Origin of the sequence: Paraglaciecola sp. (genome assembly GCF_030730205.1) — a bacterium.
GTDB lineage: Bacteria > Pseudomonadota > Gammaproteobacteria > Enterobacterales > Alteromonadaceae > Paraglaciecola.
In genome coordinates this window covers 1-21,847 of sequence record NZ_JANQVQ010000049.1, presented here as the reverse complement: position 1 = coordinate 21,847, position 21,847 = coordinate 1, and the positions used below count along the sequence as shown (strand labels likewise).

Below are 21,847 nucleotides of genomic sequence, written 5' to 3'. Positions count from 1 at the left end.
AGCCAGAGCCCGTACCGTAGATTAATTGCGTAGCATCTTCGGTGACGTATGCATCATTACGACATTATGGGCTGGTCTGAACAGGCGGTTATTCATGATGTTATTGATCAATACCACAAACATCAGCATTTCTTACACCTGATGCGCTAATAAAAAAGCGGCGTATTTTACTACGCCGCTTTTTGACTTCATTGTTACCGCTTTGTTGCAAACACTTAGTGCCTTTAATGATGGGTTAGAGGCTTCATGGCTTTTTGTATAGCGGGTTCATCTTCGGCATTACGTAAGTATTTAGGCTCGATTCTCCGTTTTGATTGTTGTTCGTAGGCGTAAGCGTAAGCCAAAATATCGGCATCGGTATTTGCTGTGCCGATAAATGATAAGTTTACAGACAAAGAGTGAATTTCACCCATTGGCACAGTTGCATGAGGATAACCTGCTTGAGCGGCATAAGAGCCAAACCCAGGCCAACTTGAGGGCCAGATATCACCATTAATCGGATCGACCCGAGGTACAACGGGGCCGGTTGGGGCGATTAACACTTGCACATCGTACCCTTGCAATAGTTTGTCTATGCCATCCGTACGAGTCGCCTGCTGCATGGTTGTGAGGGCTGTTTGATAATCATCACTTTCTAATGAGTCCATTGCTTGTGAAGCCACTAAAATACTTTGATCAAACAAGGCTAATTCGATATCGGCATTTGCTTGATTAAAGTCTATAAGCGCTTGTAGGTCGCGCGTTTTGACTCGCTCTGCTGAGGTGGATGCTAAATAAGCGTTTAGACCATCTTTAAACTCGAACTTGAGCACATCGTAACTCATTTTACCTAAACCTTCGGGAGCCTTGGGGCGTTCATCAATATTGATTAACACGGCACCCGCAGCCTCTAAATCTTTTAAGGCTGTGGCAAAATGTTGCTTGATTTGACTCGAATTGCCAAGAGCAAAGTTCAGCACGCCAATACGTACGCCTTTTAGCGCTTCTTTATGTAAGCCTGCAGCATAGTCTATTTCAGGTGTAGTGCTTGCCATGGCGTTCATCATCATCGCAGCGCCTTCTACTGTTTTGGTCATGGGACCGGCGGTATCTTGAGATGCAGAAATAGGAATGATGTACTGCTGCGAGACGATGCCTACTGTTGGCTTAAAACCAACAATTCCATTTGCATTAGAAGGGCAGGTAATCGAACCATTTGTTTCAGTGCCTACGGTGCCTGCAGCCAACGATGCCGCCGCCGCCGCACCCGATCCAGAGCTTGACCCACAAGGATTTCTATCTAGCATATGGGGATTGCGAACTTGGCCTCCTAAGGCGCTCCAGCCGCTCATTGAGTCTTCAGAACGAAAGTTTGCCCATTGGCTCAAATTGGTTTTCCCAAGAATAATAGCGCCCTGTGCACGGAGCCCTGCAACTAAAGGGCTGTCTCGGCCAGTGATGTTATCTTTAAGGGCAAGTGCCCCGGCTGTTGTTGCAAGATTATCTAGGGACTCGATATTGTCTTTTAATAAAATCGGCACACCGTGTAAAGGGCCTATAATCTTTCCTTCAGCGCGCAATGCGTCTAGTTCTTTTGCGGTATTTAGCGCTTCGGGATTAATGCTTAAGACAGATTGCAGGGTTGGGCCTTGCTTATCAATTGCTGCAATACGTTCAAGGTATAAAGTTAGCAGTTGTTCAGCGCTCACTTCACCTTTACGCAATGCCAATGCAATTTCAGGCAAGGACTTCGCAATAATCCCCGTCGCTTGATTGCTCGCTGCTATGACGCTGGTTTCTGCTGTTTTCGTGTTTGCTTTTGTTTGTTCAGGCGGTGTACATCCGCTTAGAGCGAGCCCAATTGCTAAGGCTAAGATAGAGTGCGTTTTCATTATTTTTATTCACATTAAATCGTCTTAAGCGATTGATTAAATTATTAAAATTACCACTGATTTGCAAGTGTATTTACACTGATTGGGAATTTACATGGATACCCATGTAAGTTTATGAATGTGGAAAACGGTCAATGTTTGAGGCCCAAACTTGCTTTGACAGTTATCAAGTCTCTCCTGATAGCAGGCATTTGAACGGTAGTTCAAGATAAAAAGTGCGAGCCCTGAGCTTTTTGCCTGTGGTTTGCGCGCGCTCAAACTATGCTGCGTTTTTTGATAAAAACATCATCCTTTTGTAGAGAAAATGGCAAGTTACGGCATTATTGGTTAACCAATTTGTTTGACTTGGCTGTATTTATTGATGAAATAGCAATAAGTCGCTATTTATTTTCAGCTTGTAATGACTTTATTCACATCTAAGGCCTATTTGATTGGTTTGTACAAAATACAATAAATTCAAGTATTTAATTCAGTAATTATTTTGTTTTAGCTAAATATTGTGGTAAAAATACATATTGGTAAGTCACTATGTTGGTTTTTTGGTGTTTTTGGTATGTAAATTTGGTTGACCTTTCGGTTTAATCTTGTAACTATATTGTAAATTCTTTGTGAGTGTTAAGTGGGTTGCTTGTAGAGAATGGTTGGTTCGAAGGGCGTTTATCGCTTGGTGACAATTAATATTTATTACAGATGCGGCTTACAGGGCGTGACACCTCACCCACAAAATAGCTGCACAGGAGAAAACAATGGGACACAAACTATCAAAAATTACCTTAGCAATGTTGTCAGCGACAACGCTGAATTTTGTCACACCGGTTTTTGCACAAGTTGCGCAATCAGAACCAGATGATGATACAGAGATTATTGAAGTCTCAGGTATCCGGGCATCATTAACCAATGCCTTAGCAGAAAAACGGTCTGCCTCGAGCCTAGTTGAAATAATTCAGGCTGAGGACATCGGTAAACTGCCTGACCAAAATTTGGCTGAAGTACTTGAAAACATCACGGGTGTTCAGATTACTCGTTCTGCCGGTGTAGGCACGGGTGTACAAATCCGCGGAACTGATGCAAACCGAACTGAAATCAATGGTGTCTCAACGGTGGGGTCTGGCGCAGGAAGAAGTGGGATTAATTTTGAGGATGTGTCTGCATCTATTATTGCTGGTTTAGAAGTGACTAAAGCTCCGGTTGCAAAAACAATAGAGGGCTCGGTTGGTGGTACGATTAACTTAAGAACTATTCGTCCACTTGAATTGAGTGAAACCTTGGCCTCTGTCAGAGTGCAAGCGGAAGACAGCAGTCTTTCAACTGATGGTGCAACACCCAGACTATCCGGTACATTTGGTGATAATTGGGAAACTGATCATGGCGAGTTTGGTGTTGTATTTAGTGCAAGCTACGCTGAACAGGATGTGACGGCTTTTCGTCCCCGCGCCGACCGCGATAATATTGTTCGCTCAGATAGTGGTTTAGCTAGTGCGCAAAGTTTCAGTTATCTGCCTATTCAGTTTCTCATTCAAGATTATGACAACTACGAGTATGAAACGGTGAACTTCGCCGGTTCATTTGAATGGGCGCCCAATAGCAATACAAAGTTTTGGTTTGATGCCATCGTTAATGATCAAGACCGTAGAGAAGAGAGCTCAAGAGTTCAAGCTTCTGGCGTGAGTGACCTTAGAGGTGTGTCGATTCCTACTGAGTTTGAAACCGTTGATTTTGGTTCACTTGATGGTGTTGATCTTGGTGATATTCAAGCTGCAGTCAAAGGAGTTATTCCTGTTGATTCAGATGGATTAGATCCTAATTTACGCCTTTCGAGTGATACCAGTTCACGTAAAACAAAAAGCAAAATATTCAGACTAGGTGGTGAATACTACGGTGATAATTATAAGATAAGTGCTGAAGCATCATCTTCTACTTCAGATTCCTCTACGCCAAGAATTGACACCACATTAAACTTTCTTAACCCTAACGCAACTATTGGTTCTGCCAACGATAACGGTACACCATTTGAGTATGACTTAAGCGGTGGTTCATTGGCTTTTGGTATCGCTTACGATGCTGCAAATGCCCCTACTAGAGCAGACTTGCTTAACCCTGCCAACTACCGGTTACAAGCGGTAGCCATTGCTCAAAATACCAATGAAAACACTGAAGATGCCATGCGTTTTGACGTAACATACGACCTCAATCTGTCAATATTTACTACGATTGATGCAGGTTACCGCTACAACAAAACCTCTAGTGTTTCAAATGTCATTGGTTCAAATTTAAGTATCTCTAGTTTAGCTGACTCACCCGATGGCTCGTTGTTTTCTGATATTCTCACAACTGGCCCTGATAACTTTAATGCGGCTGATGGCAGGGAGTTATTTGTTAAAGATTTCTTGTTAGTTGACCCTGAGATAGTGGCTTCAGATCCTGACCGAGTATTTGAGACATTAGCAAGCGCAATTACGACATATGGAGGCTCAAGACAGCTATCACAACCTACCTCATCGGTGGCTGGATTTTATGACATTAGCGAATCAACTAACGCGTTGTATGCACAAGCTAATTTCGAGTCTGGCATATTCCGCGGCAATGTTGGCCTTCGTTACGTTAAGACTGATTTAGATTCGACCGGTACTCGCAGTGTAAACGGTGACACCGTCGCAGAAACTACATCAAGTGATTATAGTTTTGTACTGCCGCGAATTAATGTCAGCGCAGATGTCACTGATGACGTAGTTTTGCGTGCAGCCTGGGGTAAGGATATTCGCCGTCCTAATTTTAGTGACCTTTCAAGCTCATATACTTTTAGTACGAGTCCTAACCCGGCAGTGTCTGGTGGCAATCCCAACTTGAAACCTGAGTTAGTTACCTCGTTTGATATCTCAGCCGAGTGGTATTTTGCTGAAGCAGCGTTGGTGAGCATCGGCTACTTTCATAAAACCCGTGAGGATGTGCACGTTGGTCAACAGGTTGACCCTTATTCAGAACCAGGCACCGGATATCGCGATATCGTAGGTCCAGTTTGTGAGCAAGGTGGTATTTGGAACCCAATCGCACTTATCAACGTGTTTGGTCCAGTGTCATCGGATACTGGCGTGTGTGTGCCATTTTCAAGTGTGATAAACGATACTAAGGATACAACGCAAAAAGGTATCGAAATGGCCTTTCAATATGACCTTTCAGCATTTGAGAGTGACTTAGGTTGGGCTTCTGGTTTTGGCGTGGTGGCAAACTATACCATTCAAGAATTCTCTGGTGGTGAAGCGTTTAATACATCATCAAGCCGAGCAAGCCAAGTGTTCGCTGCCTCAACAGGCTCTTCAGACACCTCTGTAACGGTTACTGCAGTGCAAGGATTACTGAATCTATCTGAAAATGCTTATAACTTTACCTTGTACTACGAGAAATTCGGCCTTTCAGCACGTATGCGTTATACATGGCGTGAAGCTTTCCGCTCAGACGACTTTGGTAGTACGTCTTCTTATCCTTGGGGCTTCCCCGTCATTCAAGAGGATAGAGGTCAGCTTAATGCCAGCATCTCTTATGATGTAAACGAGCAACTCAATATTGGTATTGAAGGAGTTAACTTAACCGAATCAGAAATAACGCAGTCTTGTGTAAATGAAGGCGCTTTACTGTGTTTTCAAGGTCTTACTGACCGACGCATAACAGTGGGTGCGAGCTATCGTTTCTAGTTTGCTCAGGCAAACTATCAAGCACTAGCACGTCATCATTATGACAGGCTATCCCTCGCTATTGTGGCTTGGGATAGCTTTTAACCGCCTTATTTGGGCTTATCAAAGACCTAAATTGGCAATGAACAAAATTAACAGATAGATAAACAGGAGTTAAATATGACCTTACCTACCATAGGCTTTATTGGCCTAGGCCTTATGGGCAGCAACATGGTTGAAAACTTACAGAAAAAAGGTTTTAAACCCATTGTTATGGATCTCAATAAAGACGCTGTTGCTGCAGTGGTCGCTCGTGGCGCGACAGAAGCGAGTTCGGCAGCCGAACTCGCTGCTGCCAGTGATATCATTATGCTCTGTTTAACCACGTCTAACGTTGTAGAAAAGTTGGTTTACTCTGATGATGGAATCTTAGCGGGTATTAAGGAAGGCGCGGTACTGATCGACTTTGGTACGTCTATCCCTGCTTCTACTCGCAAAATTGGTGCTGACCTTGCCAAAAAAGGTGCGGGTATGGTTGATGCGCCGTTAGGACGCACTCCAGCTCATGCTAAAGACGGTTTACTTAACATCATGGCTTCTGGCGACCAAGCGACGTTTGATAAGGTTAAGCCTATATTAGAGATGCAGGGCGAGAATGTCTTTTATCTTGGTGCACTAGGTGCTGGCCATACAACCAAGCTTATTAATAACTTTATGGGGATGACCACCGTGACAGCTATGTCACAGGCTTTTGCAGTTGCAGAATTAGCGGGTGTTGACCGTCAGCAGCTTTTTAACATTATGTCGACGGGACCGTCTAATTCACCCTTTATGCACTTTTGTAAAAACTACGCCGTTGACGGTGTTAGCGATTTAGGGTTTTCAATCGGTAATGCAAATAAAGACTTAGGTTACTTCCTTGAAATGGTAAAAGACTTAGGCACTCGAGCACAAATTGCTGAGGGAACGTCAGCCAACCTTCAAGCTGCTTTTGATGCGGGTATGGGCAATGGTAACGTGCCTGAGATTTACGATTATTTTCTTAAATTAGAAAAATAGTTGATATGTTAGCCACAGCGCTTCAACACATATGCTTGAACAACGCGTTGCTAACACTTACAAGCAAGGTCCACACAAAGCAAACTTGTATTTAAAATTTATAGTTAACAAGCCTCTTTTTAGGGGCTTTTTGCTGCCGTTACGTTATGCGAGCTAACTGTCAGTTTACCAGTAAAGTTAGATGACTAGACACTGGGGCTTTTTAAACTGAAGAGACTATAACGTAGGGTTTGTATCAAATAGCGGATCAAAAAGGAGCTTATTATGAGCCAAAGTGAGCATTTTTTATTTGGGAATGAAACCGAGATTGAAGATATCGGCGGTGGATTAAAGCGCCAAATGTTAGGTTATAACCAAGAATTAATGGCCGTAAAAATATGGTTTGAAAAAGGAGCAATCGGCTATAACCATGCACATAGACATTCTCAAGTGACCTACGTGGTTGAAGGGGAGTTTCATTTTAATATAGATGGTGTGACTAAAATATTAAAACCAGGCGATAGTTGTTTGATCCCTCCTTATGCGGATCATGGTGCAACGTGCCCAACAGGTGGCATATTGATAGATACCTTTAGTCCTGCCAGAGAGGACTTTGTAGAAGGGTTGTCAGCACCTAAAGACCTATAACATTGTTATGGGGCGCCCCGCATTATTATCTGGCTCAAGGGCTTAAATGATGCTCTTTCGTTCAGGGGGGATAGCGAGTTGAGCGATGTTCAGCAAAATTAGTGATGTTTTGCTGACATTTATTTCATCTACGCTAGCAAAAAATTTGCATAGGGTTGTTCACTATCTTGTGCACTGCAGGTGAGGTGTTACTTTTACCTTGGCGTGCATTATTCAATGAGATAGTTCAAAAAAATATCACTGACTCTTCCTAATCGCTTCGACATTGGCAAGTGATGACATTGTTAGACAAGGACATGAAAATGCACTTTAGAAAAATGATTAACGTAATGTTATTGGTGTGGGTATCTTTCACATCAACCACTCAGGCACAGGAACACCCTAACCTGATAATGACGCAGGCTGGGGTAGAAAAAATGCGTAATAGCTTGGGCAAGGTGCCCTTGTTTGACGCGTCAGTGCAGCGGGTAAAACAACAAGTAGATGCTGAAATTGCCCTTGGGATTGACACGCCTATTCCTAAGGATTTTTCCGGTGGTTATACTCATCAAAGGCATAAACAAAATTTTATCATCGCACAACAAGCGGGTGCGCTGTACCAGATACTACAAGACAATAAATACGCGACCTATATCCGCGATATGCTTTTTCAGTACGAAGCGATGTATCAATCGCTACCTGTTCATCCCCAAGAACGTTCCTATGCTAGAGGTAAACTTTTTTGGCAATGTCTGAATGACAGTAACTGGCTGGTTTACATGAGCCAAGCCTATGATGCGATTTACGATACTTTGTCAATTAAAGAGCGCGAACGCCTAGAGAACAATTTATTTCGCCCCTTCGCTGATTATATCTCTATCGAAAATCCGCAGTTTTATAATCGTATTCATAACCACAGTACTTGGGGTAATGCCGCGGTTGGGATGATCGCCTTGGTGATGAACGATGAAGCATTATTACAACGGGCTTTATACGGTATCGAAGATGATGGTCTTGAAGTAGGCGCCAGAGACAATGATGGCGGCTTTATTAAAGTAGAAGGACAAAAAGCAGGTTTTCTCGCAAACCTTGAAGACCCTTTCTCTCCCGATGGATATTATACTGAAGGCCCTTATTATCAGCGCTACGCCATGTATCCCTTTTTGATTTTTGCTTTGGCAATGCACAACGTTAAACCCGAAATGAAGGTGTTTGAACACAAAGATAATGTGTTGTTGAAAGGAGTCGATGCACTCCTTAATTTAACCGACGCGGCGGGGAATTTTTTCCCGCTAAATGATGGCCAAAAGGGCATGTCATATTTTACCCCTGCGTTAGTTTCAGCGGTCGACATTGCTTTTCACTACGGCACACAAAATCCGCAATTACTGAGCATTGCTGAGAAGCAAAATGAAGTCTTGCTGGACGAATCAGGTTTGTCAGTGGCTCTGGGCATTCGAGATGGCAAATCGCAGCCCTTTACTAAACAATCTATTAACCTGACTGATGGACAAGATGGTCAGCAGGGGGGCGTGGGCATTCTGCGTTATGGTGATGAAGATCTAACTCTTGTATTTAAATATGCCGCGCAAGGGCTGAGCCATGGGCACTATGACAAGTTATCCTTCTCTTTGTACAACAAAGGGAATGAAGTACTGCAAGATTATGGTCTTACTCGATTTGTCAATATCGGGCAAAAAGGTGGTGGCAATTATCTAAAAGAAAATAAAACGTGGGCTAAGCAAACGATTGCGCATAACACCTTAACCGTCAACGAAACATCACATTTTAATGGTGACTATGAAATCGGTAGCCAACACCACTCGCAATTGTATTTCTTTGATTCGACCAACGAAAATCTGCAGGTAGTCAGTGCTAAAGAAAGCAATGCTTACCCCGGTACAGAAATGCATCGAACGATGGCAATGATTAAGCTAACTGAATTCGAAAAGCCATTTTTGCTCGATATCATGAAAGTTGATTCAAAGAGTCAAAATCAATATGACCTACCATTTTACTTTATGGGACAGGTCATCAGCACAAATTTTGACTATGACTCTCCTCTAAGTTTGAGCCCTCTTGGTAGAGATAACGGTTATCAACATCTGTATTTAGAAGGCAAAGGCAAACCGGCAGTAGCATCAACGCAGTTTTCGTGGTTGGGCGATGGTACATTTTATACCTTAACCGCTTCTACAAATGTCAGTGATGAGTTGCTGTTTACTCGCCTTGGCGCTAACGATCCGGACTTTAATTTACGTCGAGACGCAGCGTTTATGCTTCGTAGAAAAGCCACCGCAAATACGGTTTTTGCCTCAGTGGTTGAAGCGCACGGCAGCTATAACCCTGTCTCTGAATTGTCGGTCAACTCTTACAGCAGCATTGCCGAACTTAAGGTGATATTGGACGATAAAAATTACACTGCGGTTTTGATAAAAGGGGTAAATCGACAAACCAAGACTTTTATTATGGCTAATCAAGATGCCTCTAGCTCAACTAAGCATCAGGTTACAATCGAGGGTAAGTCATATAAATGGAAAGGGGCTTATCAGTTGTTTTAGCGCTTTGCTAGTCACTTTCAGACGATTGCCATTTTTGGCAATCGCTGTTAGGAATCAACTCAAGTTATCCCAACTTCCCGCTGCGCGAGCAGTAACTCAGCTCATGCAGCTTCCTAGTTTTAGTAAGTCAGCTAGCCAAACAATCGCTGCGCTTGGGTGACTAAACCAGAGGTGACACTACCAAAGTGATCGCCAATAACAATTTCACTGTCAGGAAAAGCGCTGTTTATCCACTGCTGCACTGTAGGCGAAAGTGCGGTTCCACCGGTCACATAAATGGCATCCGGCTGTGTGCCTGCTTGGGTTATTGCATCGGTCATCAGGGTTTCGAATTTCCGTAATTCATCAGCAATGGCATCGCCAAGCTCTTGTCTACTGATAGTGATATCAAAGTTTGCTTCAATGTAGGGTAAGGGCAGTTCAATGTGCTGCTGCTCTGACAGTAATATTTTGGCTTGCTCGGCGCTACGGCTGACTCGTAAACCGTATTTTTCGTCTCGTAAGGTTTTTAATCGTTTTAAACGATGATCTTTGGTCATGGTCAAATAACGTTCTATTTCTTTGGTGGTGCGGCTCGAATTAAAATCTTGCTGGGCACTGACATCATTTAAGGTCACGGCTTGTTTAAATAAATGATTAGGGACCGGTAGCCCGTTATTCAGTACGATATTTTTACCAAAGTGAGGCATGAGTGTCATTAAAGCGAGTTTATTGTCTAAATCAATACCACCAATCCGTTGCCCAGTGTGGCTCAAAATGCAGTGTTGACGATCCATCAGCTTACGGTAACTAGGGCCAATTTTAATCATAGAGCAGTCTGTAGTGCCACCACCCAAATCAAGAATAAGCACGAGTCTATCTTGGCTAAGTTGACGTTCATAATCATAGGCTGCTGCCACGGGCTCCATTAAAAACTCGATGTGCTTAAGGCCGATGTTTTTTGCTGCGGTATCGATAATACTGAGTGCTTGTTGATTACCATCATGACCCAAGAGTCCGTGAAAATTGACGGGGCGGCCAATGACTAATTGAGTTAATTCAATTTCTTTAACGGCCTCGGCTTCTTCTTTAATAAATGCCAGCATTTTTTCAACGATAGCTGTAAAAACCCCTCGTTGTGCGCTATTGATGTCGGCGCCTAAAAATGATTTTGGCGACTTAATGTAAAAGCCATTTTCAGGATCATGAATGTGCATTTGAGCAGCATGTTCTCCCACTAAAATATCGCTACTCGATTTTAAGGCTTCAACAATACTTTGTGCTCTTTTCGTCGCTGGTGCGCTGATTCGATGGGCTTTTCGAAGTTGTTGGCGGGCGAGGTTAATTAATGCTTCATGGGACAACTCAGTGGCAGACTGACTCTGGATCGCTTTCATTGTGCTACTAAGTTGCGCATTTGAAATAGTCGCAGGGGCAAAACAATCTTTGTCGATATATAAACAGGAAGGTAAACGGGGCTTGCCATCTTCTAAGGGAATAAGCACTGGCTGCCCATGCTCCATAACGCCAATTAAACAATTAGAAGTACCAAAATCTAGGCCCGCATACATAACGCTTTTCCTTACAACAAAATAAAGCGGCGGATTCTAATCTAAATCAACCTTTAATGGGCAGTTAATTGCTGACAGATCTGATTTATACCCGCGTACGTAAAGCTGAGCTAGGTTGGTCAACATCAAAACAAATGAAAAAGTCTTTACTGCCCAGCAAAATCTGCCCAGTCTGCCATCGACCTTTTACATGGCGTAAAAAGTGGGAACGCAATTGGCCAGATGTTAAATATTGTTCTAAACGCTGCGCTGGCGATAGAACGGCTAAGTCTAGGGAGAGTCAAGACTAAGTTGGCCAACAATAACAACGATTAAGTCTGTTCGATAAGGTTTGGAATCACGTAGCACGCCACCATTATGATAGCGAACCAAAGTAGCATAAAGCATACATCGCGTTTGTTTAACACGCTTGGATGACGCTGTACTTTTAAGGTTTCAGGTTGTTGGGGCCTAAGGAAATACGCGCAGTAGCTTACGCTTACTGTAAATACAAAACCTACAACGTTCCACCAAAACCAGAATAGCTCTTTGACTAATAGCCATAGGGCGATGTTGCTTAGAACGCCTACTAATAAGCCTGTATTTACATGGCGAGCTGAAAGTTTCCTAGTCAAAATAGCCAGTAAAAACATAGCTAAAACGGGGCCGTAAAAAACCGAACCGACTTTATTGATGGCTTCAATGATAGTGGGTGCAATATCACCGGCATAGAAAGAAAGCAGTAATGTAGCAAGGCCCCAGCAGGCGCCACTTATCTTGGCATAACGTAAATATTGGTGATTACTTAACTGTTTATTACGGTAGCGGCAGTAATCTTCAACACTGACAGCTGCCAAACTATTCACAGCTGAACTTAACGATGACATTGCCGCCGCTAGTATTGCCACCAATAACAAGCCGATTATCCCATGAGGTAAATAGTTTACGATAAAAATAGGCATCATCCAGTCAGGATGTTGCTGTGGAATTTTGGCTAAAAAATCAGCTTGAGTTGAGGCCAAGGTGCCTATTACCAATCCAGCAAAACAATAGATTAAAGTGATTGGAAAGCGTAAAAAACTCGCCGTCATAATCATCTTTTTCAGTTCAACCGGATTTTTTGCTGCCAACGAGCGCTGCGCTTCAGACTGATCGCAGCCATAATACGAGGCATACAAAATAAAACCGCCAAAGAGCATCGGTAATAAACCGAAGTCTGACCCATTAAAACCCGCAGTATCGATGTTTAAAGTTTGTAATCTGCTTGGTTCTACTAGCGCAACGAATTGGTTCCAACCACCAATATGATAAAGCCCAAAACCGAGGCAGGTGAGGGCACCTAAGATAATAAATATCATTTGTATCGCATCACCATACACTACTGCTTTCATCCCTCCCTGTAAGGAATAAATAAGCGTAATAATGCCAATACACAATACGCTTTGCCAAAACGCGAGGCCGATGGTGCTTTGTAAAATAATGGAGATTGCGTAAATCATTATGGCGGTGGCAAATGACCGACTTATTTGAAAAACCAAGCTAATCAGTAATCGTGAAGAACGGTCGAAACGGCGTTCTAGAAAGTCATAAACACTGATAACACCGCTACTATGGAGTGTAGGTAGCACCAGCCATAACAGCAATAACATGGCGAAGGGCACGGCCAATTCATAGGAAAGCCAAATTAAGCCGCCTCCTTCTCGCAAACCAACAAAAGCTGGGGCTGAGATGAAACTGACCGCCGAAAGTTGGGTTGCCATGATAGATAAGGTCAGGGGCTTCCAACCTAAGGTCCTACCGGCTAAAAAGTAGTCATCTTTATTTTGTTGGTTGCGCAACACAAAACCAAGCACTAATAAGCCGACGAGATAAGTAAAAACGATCAGGTAGTCTACGTAGTTCATAATCAGTACATTTTTCTTTCCACCTTAGCAATCCGTTAAAATGAATGCAAAAAAAAGCCCCGCAAAGTGCGGGGCTGTTTGTTGTTTTACCAGACTCTATTCGTCTAAGAAGCTTTTTAATTGCTCTGAACGACTTGGATGACGCAATTTACGCAAGGCTTTAGCTTCGATTTGACGAATACGCTCACGTGTAACATCAAACTGCTTACCCACTTCTTCCAAAGTATGATCAGTGTTCATGTCGATACCAAAACGCATCCTCAACACTTTAGCTTCGCGGGCCGTTAAACCAGCTAACACTTCTTGAGTCGCATCTTTCAAACTGCCGCCTGTTGCAGAATCAAGGGGCTGAATGATAGTGCTGTCTTCAATAAAGTCACCTAAATGTGAATCTTCATCATCACCGATAGGAGTTTCCATTGAGATCGGCTCTTTGGCGATTTTCAACACTTTACGAATTTTGTCTTCTGGCATCATCATGCGTTCTGACAATTCTTCAGGGGTTGGCTCGCGGCCCATCTCTTGCAACATTTGACGACTGATGCGATTAAGTTTGTTAATCGTTTCAATCATATGCACAGGAATACGGATAGTACGTGCTTGGTCGGCAATTGAACGGGTGATTGCTTGACGTATCCACCACGTTGCATAAGTTGAAAACTTATAACCACGGCGATATTCAAATTTATCAACGGCTTTCATCAGGCCGATATTACCTTCTTGGATCAGATCCAAGAATTGTAACCCTCGGTTGGTGTATTTTTTAGCGATTGAAATAACCAAACGTAGGTTAGCTTCAACCATTTCTTTTTTAGCGCGGCGGGCTTTCGCTTCACCGATCGACATACGTCTGTTGATGTCTTTAATATCAGCAATACATAAACCAGTTTCTTCTTCGACTTGGTTCATTTTACTGACGCTACGTTCTAATTCTTCTTGATGAACACGCATTTCTGCGGCGTAAGGTAAATCAGAATCTAAAATTTTGAACAACCACTTTGTGCTCGTTTCATTACCAGCAAAGGCTTTAATAAAGTCTTTCTTAGGCATTTTAGCGCTGATAACACAGTGCTTCATCACAATACGTTCTTGTACGCGGACACGGTCCATCATGCTGCGCATGTTTTTAACCATGCGATCAAATTGCTTAGGCGTTAATCTAAATTCTTTAAATATTTCACTTAAATCAAAAATCTGTGCACGAGCATCTTTGTGTGAACGGCCTTTCTTAGCAATCACATCACGAGTTTTTTCGTATTGGATGCGTAAAGCGGTAAATTTTTCACGAGCTAGTTCAGGATCTGGACCGGTATCTTCTTCTTCGTCAGAGTCAGAATCATCATCATCATCACCGTCATCATCTTCATCATCTAATTCTTTTTCAGACAATTCAGAACCGATATGGGTAGCAGTAGGAGCAATATCTTGTTCATTTGGATCAACAAATCCGATAATGATGTCGCTTAAACGAATTTCTTCAGCTTCGAATTGATCCCACTGATCAAGTAAATAGGTAATCGCTTCAGGGTATTCAGCAACAGAACACTGAACCTGATTAATACCTTCTTCGATTCGTTTAGCGATAACAATTTCGCCTTCACGAGTCAACAGTTCAACTGTACCCATTTCACGCATATACATACGTACGGGGTCAGTTGTTCGGCCTATTTCACTTTCAACTGTGGCAAGGGCTTGGGCGGCTGCTTCGGCCACTTCCTCGTCCGTGTCACTCTCTTGCATTAATAGCTCATCGGCATCAGGAGCACTTTCGAAGACCTTGATACCCATGTCATTTATCATGCGTATAATATCTTCTATTTGGTCTGAATCGACTATATCTTGAGGAAGGTGATCGTTAACCTCCGCAAAAGTCAAATAGCCTTGTTCTTTACCTTTAGCAATGAGGAGTTTTATCTGCGACTGCTTGCTTTGCACCATATACCTTACACTTTTTGAATTGGTTGAAAATGTACCAAATCAATCGTGAACATTGATTTGGTACCAGTAAATTAGCCGATTTGCATTTGCTTTAGGGCGTTAGCGAATTAGCCAGTATAGCAGACTTCGCCTCTCTACTGCTAGATGTTGGGCTATTTTTGTTCTTTTACAAGTAGGTTTAGCTCTTGTTTTTCTTCTGTGCTCAGTTTTCTTAAACGAGCCTTCGACATTAATTCGTCCATGCGGCTCTGTAAATGCCACTCTAATAACTTACTAAAGCTATCTTGGAACACTTTTAAAGGACTTTGTTCCGTATATTCAGTATTCAATAATTTTGCTAAATGATTCACTTGTGGGTGATGACGAAATTGCTCTAAAACACTGGCAGTGTTTGCTTGCGGCCGACTTTGGCAAAAAGAAAAAACTTCATTTAATAAATCAATTCCTGCTATCTGTGCCCCAGCAAGTAGACGTGGATCGGCGTCTGCACATTCAGATGCGATGGCTGGATTATCCAATAGTAGTCGGATCATCATTCGAATAGGCGACATACTGCTTTTATTGGGAGTAGAAAAATCAACTTTTCTCACCCCAGTGTGGGCGTTCGCCTTAGCGATATCGCGCTCCAACTTATGACGATTTTGTTCGCCCATATGCGCACTCAGATCATTGGTCAGGATAACCCGCTGATTTTCACCCACTATTTGCTCTATCAGTGGCATAGCTTGGGCTTTTAATGCTGCTTTTCCTTCTGCGCTACTTACATGATGGCGTTGCAATAAATTATCAAAAAAGAAGCGTGACAAGGGCATGGCCTCTTGTTGCATTTTATCTTCAAATGCCTCTTTACCAATTTGACGAACCAAGGTGTCTGGATCTTCGCCATCAGGTAAAAATAAAAACTTCATTTCTACCCCATCTTTTAAATAGGGTAGAGCGTTTTCGAGCGCGCGCCAGGCGGCTTCGCGACCTGCCCGGTCACCATCGAAACAGCATATAATTTCTGATGTTGCCCGAAAAAGCATTTGGATGTGTTCAGCGGTGGTTGCTGTTCCTAATGACGCAACTGCGTAATCAATGCCGAATTGAGCGAGGGCTACTACATCCATGTAACCTTCGACTATCATTACTCGGCTTAAGTTACGATGGGCCTGCTTGGCTTGATAAAAGCCATATAATTCATGACCTTTATGAAAAATACGGGTTTCTGGTGAGTTTAAATATTTAGGCCCACCGTCTTCTAGGACTCGACCACCAAAACCGATAACACGTCCACGTTTGTCGCGAATGGGAAACATTATACGATCACGAAAAAAATCGAAACGTCGACGATTATCATTTTCGGTAATCAGTTTCAAATCTAATAATTGCTGTGTCGCCTGCGGCGTTGAACCAAAGGCCCGCAGCACACTATCCCACTCAGGTGGTGCGTACCCTATTCCATAGGCTTTGACGATGTCACCGCTTAAGCCTCGGCCCTTCAAATAATTGATAGGCTTGTCTTTTTCCGTATGTACTTTCAATTGCTGAGCAAAAAACTTGGCTGCTTTTTCCATTAACTCATAGTCGTCTTGGATCTGCTGTTTTTGCTGAGCAGAGGGGGCAGGAGCGCCACCTTCTTCTCTAGGCACTTCAATACTATGGTATTGGGCTAACTCTTCTACCGCTTCAGGAAACTCTAATCTGTCATGTTCCATCAAAAAAGATATGACATTGCCATGGGCACCACAGCCGAAACAATGATAAAACTGTTTATCTTGGCTTACCGTAAACGAAGGGCTTTTTTCATTATGAAAGGGGCAACACGCTTGATAGTTTCGTCCGGCTTTTTTTAAGCGAACGCGGCTGTCTATCAATTCGACAATATCAGTACGAGCGATAATGTCATCGATAAATTCGCGCGGAATACGGCCAGCCATTTAACTACTCTTTGTTACTTTAACACGAAGCTTATGATGCCATAAGCGAGGTAGGTTTTGCTTAAGTTAAAAACAAACAAACCGCAAAATAACGATTAGGTCATCTATGCGGTCTATTGCTTTAAATCTGAGTATAACAATTAAGCGTTGAGTGCTGCTTTAATCTTACTACTTACCTGACCCATATCAGCTCGGCCTTGAACCTTGGGTTTTAACCAAGCCATCACTTTCCCCATGTCTTGCATGTTGGAAGGATTGGTTTCTGCTATGGCTTGCGCAACTAGAGAGGATAACTCATCTTCAGTTAGTGCTTGGGGCAAAAAGTCTTGTAAGATTTCAATTTCAGCTAATTCAACGTCAACTAAGTCTTGACGATTGGCTTGTTCAAACTGAGCCGCCGCATCTTTTCTTTGTTTAACCATTTTGGTTAACAAAGCCAATACGTCGGTATCGTTTAGCTCAATACGCTCATCAACTTCACGTTGCTTAACACCAGCAAGTAGCATACGAATAGTGCCAAGACGAATTTTGTCCTTAGCGCGCATTGCATCTTTCTGTGCTTCTTTTATTGTATTTAACAAAGACATGGTATGACTCAAAGCAAATCTTACATCACAGGGCGCGTTACAAATAACGCGCCAAGGGCGAGATTAGTATAATCTTATGCGACGTGCGTTTTCGCGAGACAACTTTTTCAATAAACGCTTTTTAGCAGCTGCTTTTTTACGTTTACGTTCCCAAGTAGGCTTTTCAAAAAATTCACGACGACGGACTTCAGAAAGTACACCTGCTTTTTCACATGAACGTTTAAAACGACGCAACGCTACATCAAAAGGTTCGTTCTCTCTAACTTTAACGATTGGCATTAAAATCTCACCTCAAAATAAAAACTTGATTTGCCAGCTCAAAAGTTAGCCAGCGCGGTTAAAAATGGTGCGGAATTCTAATCATATCCGCCAGTGATGTAAAGGCTTGATAGCTTAAATATTCAATAAGCAGCAAGAAATTAAGTAAAATTTGGTGGATTCAGGGCAAATCAGTACAATGCAGGCCAAATATTTAAGTCAGTGGGAATATAAATGCGAATTTTGGGTATAGAGACCTCATGTGATGAAACGGGGGTGGCTGTCTATGATGACAAATTAGGTCTACTTGCCCACGAATTGTATAGCCAAGTTAAGCTCCATGCTGACTATGGTGGTGTCGTACCTGAACTGGCCTCTCGCGACCATGTTAGAAAGTTATTGCCTCTAATAAACAAAGCTATGCTAGACGCTAACTGCCAGCCTGATGATATTGATGGTGTGGCCTTTACCAAAGGGCCAGGCTTAGTCGGGGCATTGCTTGTTGGTTCTTCAGTTGCGCGTAGCTTAGCTTACGCTTGGGGCGTGCCTGCTGTGGGGGTGCATCACATGGAAGGGCATTTGCTTGCGCCCATGTTAGACGACCCAGCCCCTGAATTTCCATTTGTTGCATTGTTGGTTTCTGGCGGTCACTCCATGCTTGTGAATGTGCAGGGGATTGGCCAGTATCAAATTTTGGGCGAGTCAGTTGATGATGCCGCCGGTGAAGCTTTTGATAAAACCGCTAAGTTACTTGGCCTTGATTATCCTGGTGGTCCCTTATTAGCGAAACTCGCTGATAGCGGTGAGCCAGGCCATTATAGTTTTCCTCGACCAATGACCGATCGTCCGGGTTTGGATTTTAGCTTTAGTGGCTTAAAAACCTTTGCGGCAAATACAATCAGAGCTGCTAATGATGACCCCCAAACTCGTGCAAACATTGCCTATGCGTTTCAAGAAGCAGTGGTCGATACGCTCATTATCAAATGCCGACGAGCACTAAAACAAACGGGGTTAAAACGTCTAGTGATCGCAGGTGGGGTCAGCGCCAATCGCCAATTGCGCAGCGCATTGCAAGATATGATGGTAAAGATGAAAGGTGAGGTATTTTATCCGCGAATGGAATTTTGTACCGATAACGGAGCCATGATTGCTTATGCGGGGATGCAACGTTTGAAGGCTGGAGAAGTAGAAGGCTTAGCAACTAAAGCGCAGCCAAGGTGGTCGTTAGAATCGCTCAGTGCCCTATAAATTACGATCTTTTATTTTAGGCTCTTGACCTTTCAATAGCCTGATTAAATTACTTCTGTGTTTAAACAGTATCAGTAATGAAAGCATGGCAACAGGTAAGGCATACTCAGCTTTGATATACCAAGTAAGCAGTGGAGCTAAAGTGACAGTAACGATAGCGGCTAAAGATGAATAGCCGCTAATAAACAAAATACTCAACCACACTATGATGAGTAAAGCAGATAGATCCAAGCCGATTGGTAAGAATGCACCAAAGGCGGTGGCTACGCCCTTACCGCCAGAGAAATTAAAGAATAACGGGAAAATATGTCCTAAGCAGACAGCGATTGCCACAAGCCCTAACTCTACCGGCGCCAAATTTATAAAGTAAGCCCCCCAGACCATTACGGTCCCCTTTAGTACATCAAAGACTAAAACCAATATTGCCGGTATCTTGCCCGCTACGCGCAGAACATTTGTTGCGCCTGGATTGCCTGAACCTTGGGTTCTGGGATCAGGGGCGTTAAAAATGTGGCAAATGATGATCGCGCTTGATACAGAGCCTAACAAATAGGCGCAAGCAATAATCAAAATCGTCAATCCTGTCATATACTTGTCTTGGGCAAAAAGGTTACAATTTGACAAGAATATATGAAAGCTCAATAAAAAACAGTGCGGATCACCTATGGACAAAATTTATATTGAGGGCTTAGAAGTATTCTCATTAATAGGCGTATATGACTGGGAAAGAGTCGCAACCCAGCGTTTGTTAGTCGATATCACGCTTTTCACCGATTTATCAAAAGCGGCTTTGTCCGATAATGTTGGCGATACACTGAATTATGCTGATGTGGCCAATTGTGTCGATAAACTAGCTAAAAGCAGTGAATTTGAGCTAATAGAAGCCTTAGCTCATGCTATGTTAAAAGCCATCTTTGCACAATTTCCAGTCACAAAAATAACCCTCAAGCTAAGCAAGCCCGATATTTTAGATAATGCACAAAATGTTGCAGTAGAACTTACTCGGGAAAATCCAAATTGATCCAGAGTAACGCAATGCCACATACCATCTATATCAGTATCGGAAGTAATATAGAGCGTGAAAAATACACCAAAGCGGGTTTGCAGGGGCTGTATGAAAATTTTGGTGAGCTGTTGCTATCTCGTGTATATGAAAGTGAATCGGTAGGCTTTCAAGGTAGTCATTTTTATAATCTCGTGGCCAAGGCGCAAACGAACATGAGCATTGAAGCCGTGTGTCAGGTGCTCAAGCTGATAGAAGACCAAAATAAGCGAGAACGAAGCACTGAAAAATTTTCACCGCGTACGCTGGATTTAGACCTGCTGTTGTTTGACAAAGTAATCAGCAATGATTCAGTTGAATTACCTCGCCCCGAGATACTCTATAACGCTTTTGTATTGCAACCTTTAGCCGAAATTGCGCCGCACGACATTCACCCCATTGCAAAAAAAACGTATGCCGTTTTATGGCAAGAATATGATAAAACACAACAACACCTTTGGCCGATTGAATTTAACTGGAGACCGCTTTAAACATGACTTTATTTGAAATTATTATTTTGGCCATTATTCAAGGTTTAACTGAATTTTTACCTATTTCTAGCTCTGCGCATTTGATTTTACCCTCAGCGGTTTTGGGCTGGCATAATCAAGGATTGGCCTACGATGTGGCGGTTCATGTGGGGAGTTTACTCGCTGTAATGATCTACTTCAGACAAGACATTGTTAGATTACTAAGCGCATGGTTTACCCATGGCTTTAGTCAACAGCAAAGTACTGACAGTAAATTAGCATGGTGGGTAATACTAGCCACTATTCCTGCCGTAGTATTTGGTTTTTTACTGAAAGACTTTATCGAAGTCTATGCTCGAAGTGCCTTAGTCATCGCCATCACAACGATTGTTTTTGGTTTATTGCTTTGGTACGCAGACAAAAAAGCCACCATGGATAAGACTATCGAACAAATCACTTGGAAAAATGCCTTAGTGATTGGTATCGCCCAAGCGATTGCTATTATTCCAGGCACGTCCCGTTCAGGTATCACCATGACTGCGGGCCTGATGTTAGGTCTTAATCGTGAAAGTGCAGCCCGTTTTTCGTTTCTATTGTCTATTCCAGTCATTTTAGGAGCGGGCTTACTCGCAACGCTTGATTTGGTACAAAGTCCCGATCCGGTACAATGGATGGAACTCTTAATCGGAGCGGTTTTCTCTTTTGTGTGTGCCTATACCTGTATTTACTTATTTCTTGCCTGGATATCACGTATTGGCATGTTACCTTTTGTGATTTATCGCCTTATTTTAGGTGTTTTACTCCTGATTTTTGTCTTTGTTTAACCTTAAGGAAAACAACATGAGCGAAACAATTTTTAGCAAAATTATCGACAAAAGCATACCGGCCGATATTTTATATGAGGATGAATTATCCTTGGCATTTCGTGATATTAATCCACAGGCGCCGATTCACTTTTTAGTGATCCCTAAAAAAGCCATCGCCACTATTAACGATATTGAAGAACAAGATAAAACAGTAGTAGGGCACTTATATTGGGTCGCGGCTAAACTAGCCTCAGAACTTGGTTTTGCTGAGCAGGGCTACCGCGCTGTGATGAATTGCAACGAAGATGGTGGTCAAACGGTCTATCACATTCATTTACATGTTCTTGCTGGCAAGCCACTAGGATGGCCGCCTTACCAAGA

Annotated in this window: 17 protein-coding genes and 1 pseudogene; 10 read left to right on the top strand and 8 right to left on the bottom strand. The window is 42.8% G+C overall.

Annotated elements, in window-relative coordinates:
* Positions 1 to 224: 224 nt before the first annotated feature.
* Positions 225 to 1,871, bottom strand: a complete 1,647-nt coding sequence (locus tag NWQ57_RS04740) for an amidase (protein ID WP_306020972.1) — start codon at positions 1,869 to 1,871, stop codon at positions 225 to 227.
* Between the two features lie 746 nt (positions 1,872 to 2,617).
* On the opposite strand from NWQ57_RS04740, the gene NWQ57_RS04735 reads away from it, so the two are divergent.
* The 4 genes from NWQ57_RS04735 (at position 2,618) to NWQ57_RS04720 (ending at position 9,765) form a co-directional block, all read left to right on the top strand.
* Positions 2,618 to 5,560: a TonB-dependent receptor gene (locus NWQ57_RS04735; RefSeq protein ID WP_306020970.1), complete on the top strand. Its 2,943-nt coding sequence runs from the start codon at positions 2,618 to 2,620 to the stop codon at positions 5,558 to 5,560.
* Positions 5,561 to 5,719: 159 nt separating this feature from the next.
* Positions 5,720 to 6,598: an NAD(P)-dependent oxidoreductase gene (locus NWQ57_RS04730; RefSeq protein WP_306020968.1), complete on the top strand. Its 879-nt coding sequence runs from the start codon at positions 5,720 to 5,722 to the stop codon at positions 6,596 to 6,598.
* 264 nt (positions 6,599 to 6,862) lie between these two features.
* Positions 6,863 to 7,225, top strand: a complete 363-nt coding sequence (locus tag NWQ57_RS04725; RefSeq protein WP_372340889.1) for a cupin domain-containing protein — start codon at positions 6,863 to 6,865, stop codon at positions 7,223 to 7,225.
* A 302-nt stretch (positions 7,226 to 7,527) separates the two neighbouring features.
* Entirely contained in the window at positions 7,528 to 9,765 is a 2,238-nt protein-coding gene (locus NWQ57_RS04720) for a heparinase II/III family protein (protein WP_372340888.1), read from the top strand.
* A gap of 131 nt (positions 9,766 to 9,896) precedes the next feature.
* On the opposite strand, the gene yegD is transcribed toward NWQ57_RS04720, so the two are convergent.
* A complete protein-coding gene (gene yegD / locus NWQ57_RS04715) occupies positions 9,897 to 11,315 on the bottom strand; it encodes a molecular chaperone (protein WP_306020967.1) in 1,419 nt (472 codons plus the stop codon).
* 134 nt (positions 11,316 to 11,449) lie between these two features.
* On the opposite strand from yegD, the gene NWQ57_RS04710 reads away from it, so the two are divergent.
* Positions 11,450 to 11,605: a DUF2256 domain-containing protein gene (locus NWQ57_RS04710; protein ID WP_306020973.1), complete on the top strand. Its 156-nt coding sequence runs from the start codon at positions 11,450 to 11,452 to the stop codon at positions 11,603 to 11,605.
* A 21-nt stretch (positions 11,606 to 11,626) separates the two neighbouring features.
* On the opposite strand, the gene NWQ57_RS04705 is transcribed toward NWQ57_RS04710, so the two are convergent.
* The 5 genes and pseudogenes from NWQ57_RS04705 to rpsU all read right to left on the bottom strand — a co-directional run bounded on the left by NWQ57_RS04705 (position 11,627) and on the right by rpsU (position 17,921).
* Positions 11,627 to 13,198 (bottom strand): sodium/solute symporter, encoded by a 1,572-nt coding sequence (locus tag NWQ57_RS04705; RefSeq protein WP_306020965.1) that lies wholly within the window; start codon positions 13,196 to 13,198, stop codon positions 11,627 to 11,629.
* Between the two features lie 96 nt (positions 13,199 to 13,294).
* Positions 13,295 to 15,145: pseudogene (gene rpoD / locus NWQ57_RS04700) on the bottom strand (RNA polymerase sigma factor RpoD); the annotation flags it as partial.
* 143 nt (positions 15,146 to 15,288) lie between these two features.
* Entirely contained in the window at positions 15,289 to 17,055 is a 1,767-nt protein-coding gene (dnaG, locus tag NWQ57_RS04695) for a DNA primase (protein WP_306020963.1), read from the bottom strand.
* Positions 17,056 to 17,195: 140 nt separating this feature from the next.
* Positions 17,196 to 17,642 carry a GatB/YqeY domain-containing protein gene (locus NWQ57_RS04690; RefSeq protein WP_306020962.1) on the bottom strand — a complete coding sequence of 149 codons (447 nt, stop codon included), beginning with the start codon at positions 17,640 to 17,642 and terminating at the stop codon, positions 17,196 to 17,198.
* 63 nt (positions 17,643 to 17,705) lie between these two features.
* The gene (gene rpsU / locus NWQ57_RS04685; RefSeq protein ID WP_006991319.1) at positions 17,706 to 17,921 is read right to left on the bottom strand and encodes a 30S ribosomal protein S21; all 216 of its coding nucleotides are present in this window, start codon (positions 17,919 to 17,921) and stop codon (positions 17,706 to 17,708) included.
* A 213-nt stretch (positions 17,922 to 18,134) separates the two neighbouring features.
* Between rpsU and tsaD the strand changes: the two genes are divergently transcribed.
* A complete protein-coding gene (gene tsaD / locus NWQ57_RS04680) occupies positions 18,135 to 19,148 on the top strand; it encodes a tRNA (adenosine(37)-N6)-threonylcarbamoyltransferase complex transferase subunit TsaD (RefSeq protein ID WP_306020957.1) in 1,014 nt (337 codons plus the stop codon).
* Here the strand turns inward: tsaD and plsY are convergent.
* Entirely contained in the window at positions 19,143 to 19,736 is a 594-nt protein-coding gene (plsY, locus tag NWQ57_RS04675) for a glycerol-3-phosphate 1-O-acyltransferase PlsY (protein ID WP_306020956.1), read from the bottom strand. The genes tsaD and plsY overlap by 6 nt on opposite strands.
* 76 nt (positions 19,737 to 19,812) lie before the next feature.
* Here plsY and folB point away from each other — a divergent pair, with 76 nt between their 5' ends.
* The 4 genes from folB to NWQ57_RS04655 all read left to right on the top strand — a co-directional run.
* On the top strand, positions 19,813 to 20,169 hold the full coding sequence (gene folB, locus NWQ57_RS04670; RefSeq protein WP_306020955.1) for a dihydroneopterin aldolase: 357 nt from the start codon (positions 19,813 to 19,815) through the stop codon (positions 20,167 to 20,169).
* Between the two features lie 14 nt (positions 20,170 to 20,183).
* Positions 20,184 to 20,681 (top strand): 2-amino-4-hydroxy-6-hydroxymethyldihydropteridine diphosphokinase, encoded by a 498-nt coding sequence (folK, locus tag NWQ57_RS04665; RefSeq protein WP_306020954.1) that lies wholly within the window; start codon positions 20,184 to 20,186, stop codon positions 20,679 to 20,681.
* A 2-nt stretch (positions 20,682 to 20,683) separates the two neighbouring features.
* A complete protein-coding gene (locus tag NWQ57_RS04660; protein ID WP_306020953.1) occupies positions 20,684 to 21,484 on the top strand; it encodes an undecaprenyl-diphosphate phosphatase in 801 nt (266 codons plus the stop codon).
* Between the two features lie 16 nt (positions 21,485 to 21,500).
* A partial coding sequence (locus NWQ57_RS04655; RefSeq protein ID WP_306020952.1) for a histidine triad nucleotide-binding protein occupies positions 21,501 to 21,847 on the top strand: 347 nt, incomplete at its 3' end.

Excerpts from the sequence above, each read along its gene's own strand:
- NWQ57_RS04740 (WP_306020972.1), bottom strand. The coding sequence starts at position 1,871 with ATGAAAACGCACTCTATCTTAGCCTTAGCAATTGGGCTCGCTCTAAGC.
- NWQ57_RS04735 (WP_306020970.1), top strand. The coding sequence starts at position 2,618 with ATGGGACACAAACTATCAAAAATTACCTTAGCAATGTTGTCAGCGACA.
- NWQ57_RS04730 (WP_306020968.1), top strand. The coding sequence starts at position 5,720 with ATGACCTTACCTACCATAGGCTTTATTGGCCTAGGCCTTATGGGCAGC.
- NWQ57_RS04725 (WP_372340889.1), top strand. The coding sequence starts at position 6,863 with ATGAGCCAAAGTGAGCATTTTTTATTTGGGAATGAAACCGAGATTGAA.
- NWQ57_RS04720 (WP_372340888.1), top strand. The coding sequence starts at position 7,528 with ATGCACTTTAGAAAAATGATTAACGTAATGTTATTGGTGTGGGTATCT.
- yegD (WP_306020967.1), bottom strand. The coding sequence starts at position 11,315 with ATGTATGCGGGCCTAGATTTTGGTACTTCTAATTGTTTAATTGGCGTT.
- NWQ57_RS04710 (WP_306020973.1), top strand. The coding sequence starts at position 11,450 with ATGAAAAAGTCTTTACTGCCCAGCAAAATCTGCCCAGTCTGCCATCGA.
- NWQ57_RS04705 (WP_306020965.1), bottom strand. The coding sequence starts at position 13,198 with ATGAACTACGTAGACTACCTGATCGTTTTTACTTATCTCGTCGGCTTA.
- dnaG (WP_306020963.1), bottom strand. The coding sequence starts at position 17,055 with ATGGCTGGCCGTATTCCGCGCGAATTTATCGATGACATTATCGCTCGT.
- NWQ57_RS04690 (WP_306020962.1), bottom strand. The coding sequence starts at position 17,642 with ATGTCTTTGTTAAATACAATAAAAGAAGCACAGAAAGATGCAATGCGC.
- rpsU (WP_006991319.1), bottom strand. The coding sequence starts at position 17,921 with ATGCCAATCGTTAAAGTTAGAGAGAACGAACCTTTTGATGTAGCGTTG.
- tsaD (WP_306020957.1), top strand. The coding sequence starts at position 18,135 with ATGCGAATTTTGGGTATAGAGACCTCATGTGATGAAACGGGGGTGGCT.
- plsY (WP_306020956.1), bottom strand. The coding sequence starts at position 19,736 with ATGACAGGATTGACGATTTTGATTATTGCTTGCGCCTATTTGTTAGGC.
- folB (WP_306020955.1), top strand. The coding sequence starts at position 19,813 with ATGGACAAAATTTATATTGAGGGCTTAGAAGTATTCTCATTAATAGGC.
- folK (WP_306020954.1), top strand. The coding sequence starts at position 20,184 with ATGCCACATACCATCTATATCAGTATCGGAAGTAATATAGAGCGTGAA.
- NWQ57_RS04660 (WP_306020953.1), top strand. The coding sequence starts at position 20,684 with ATGACTTTATTTGAAATTATTATTTTGGCCATTATTCAAGGTTTAACT.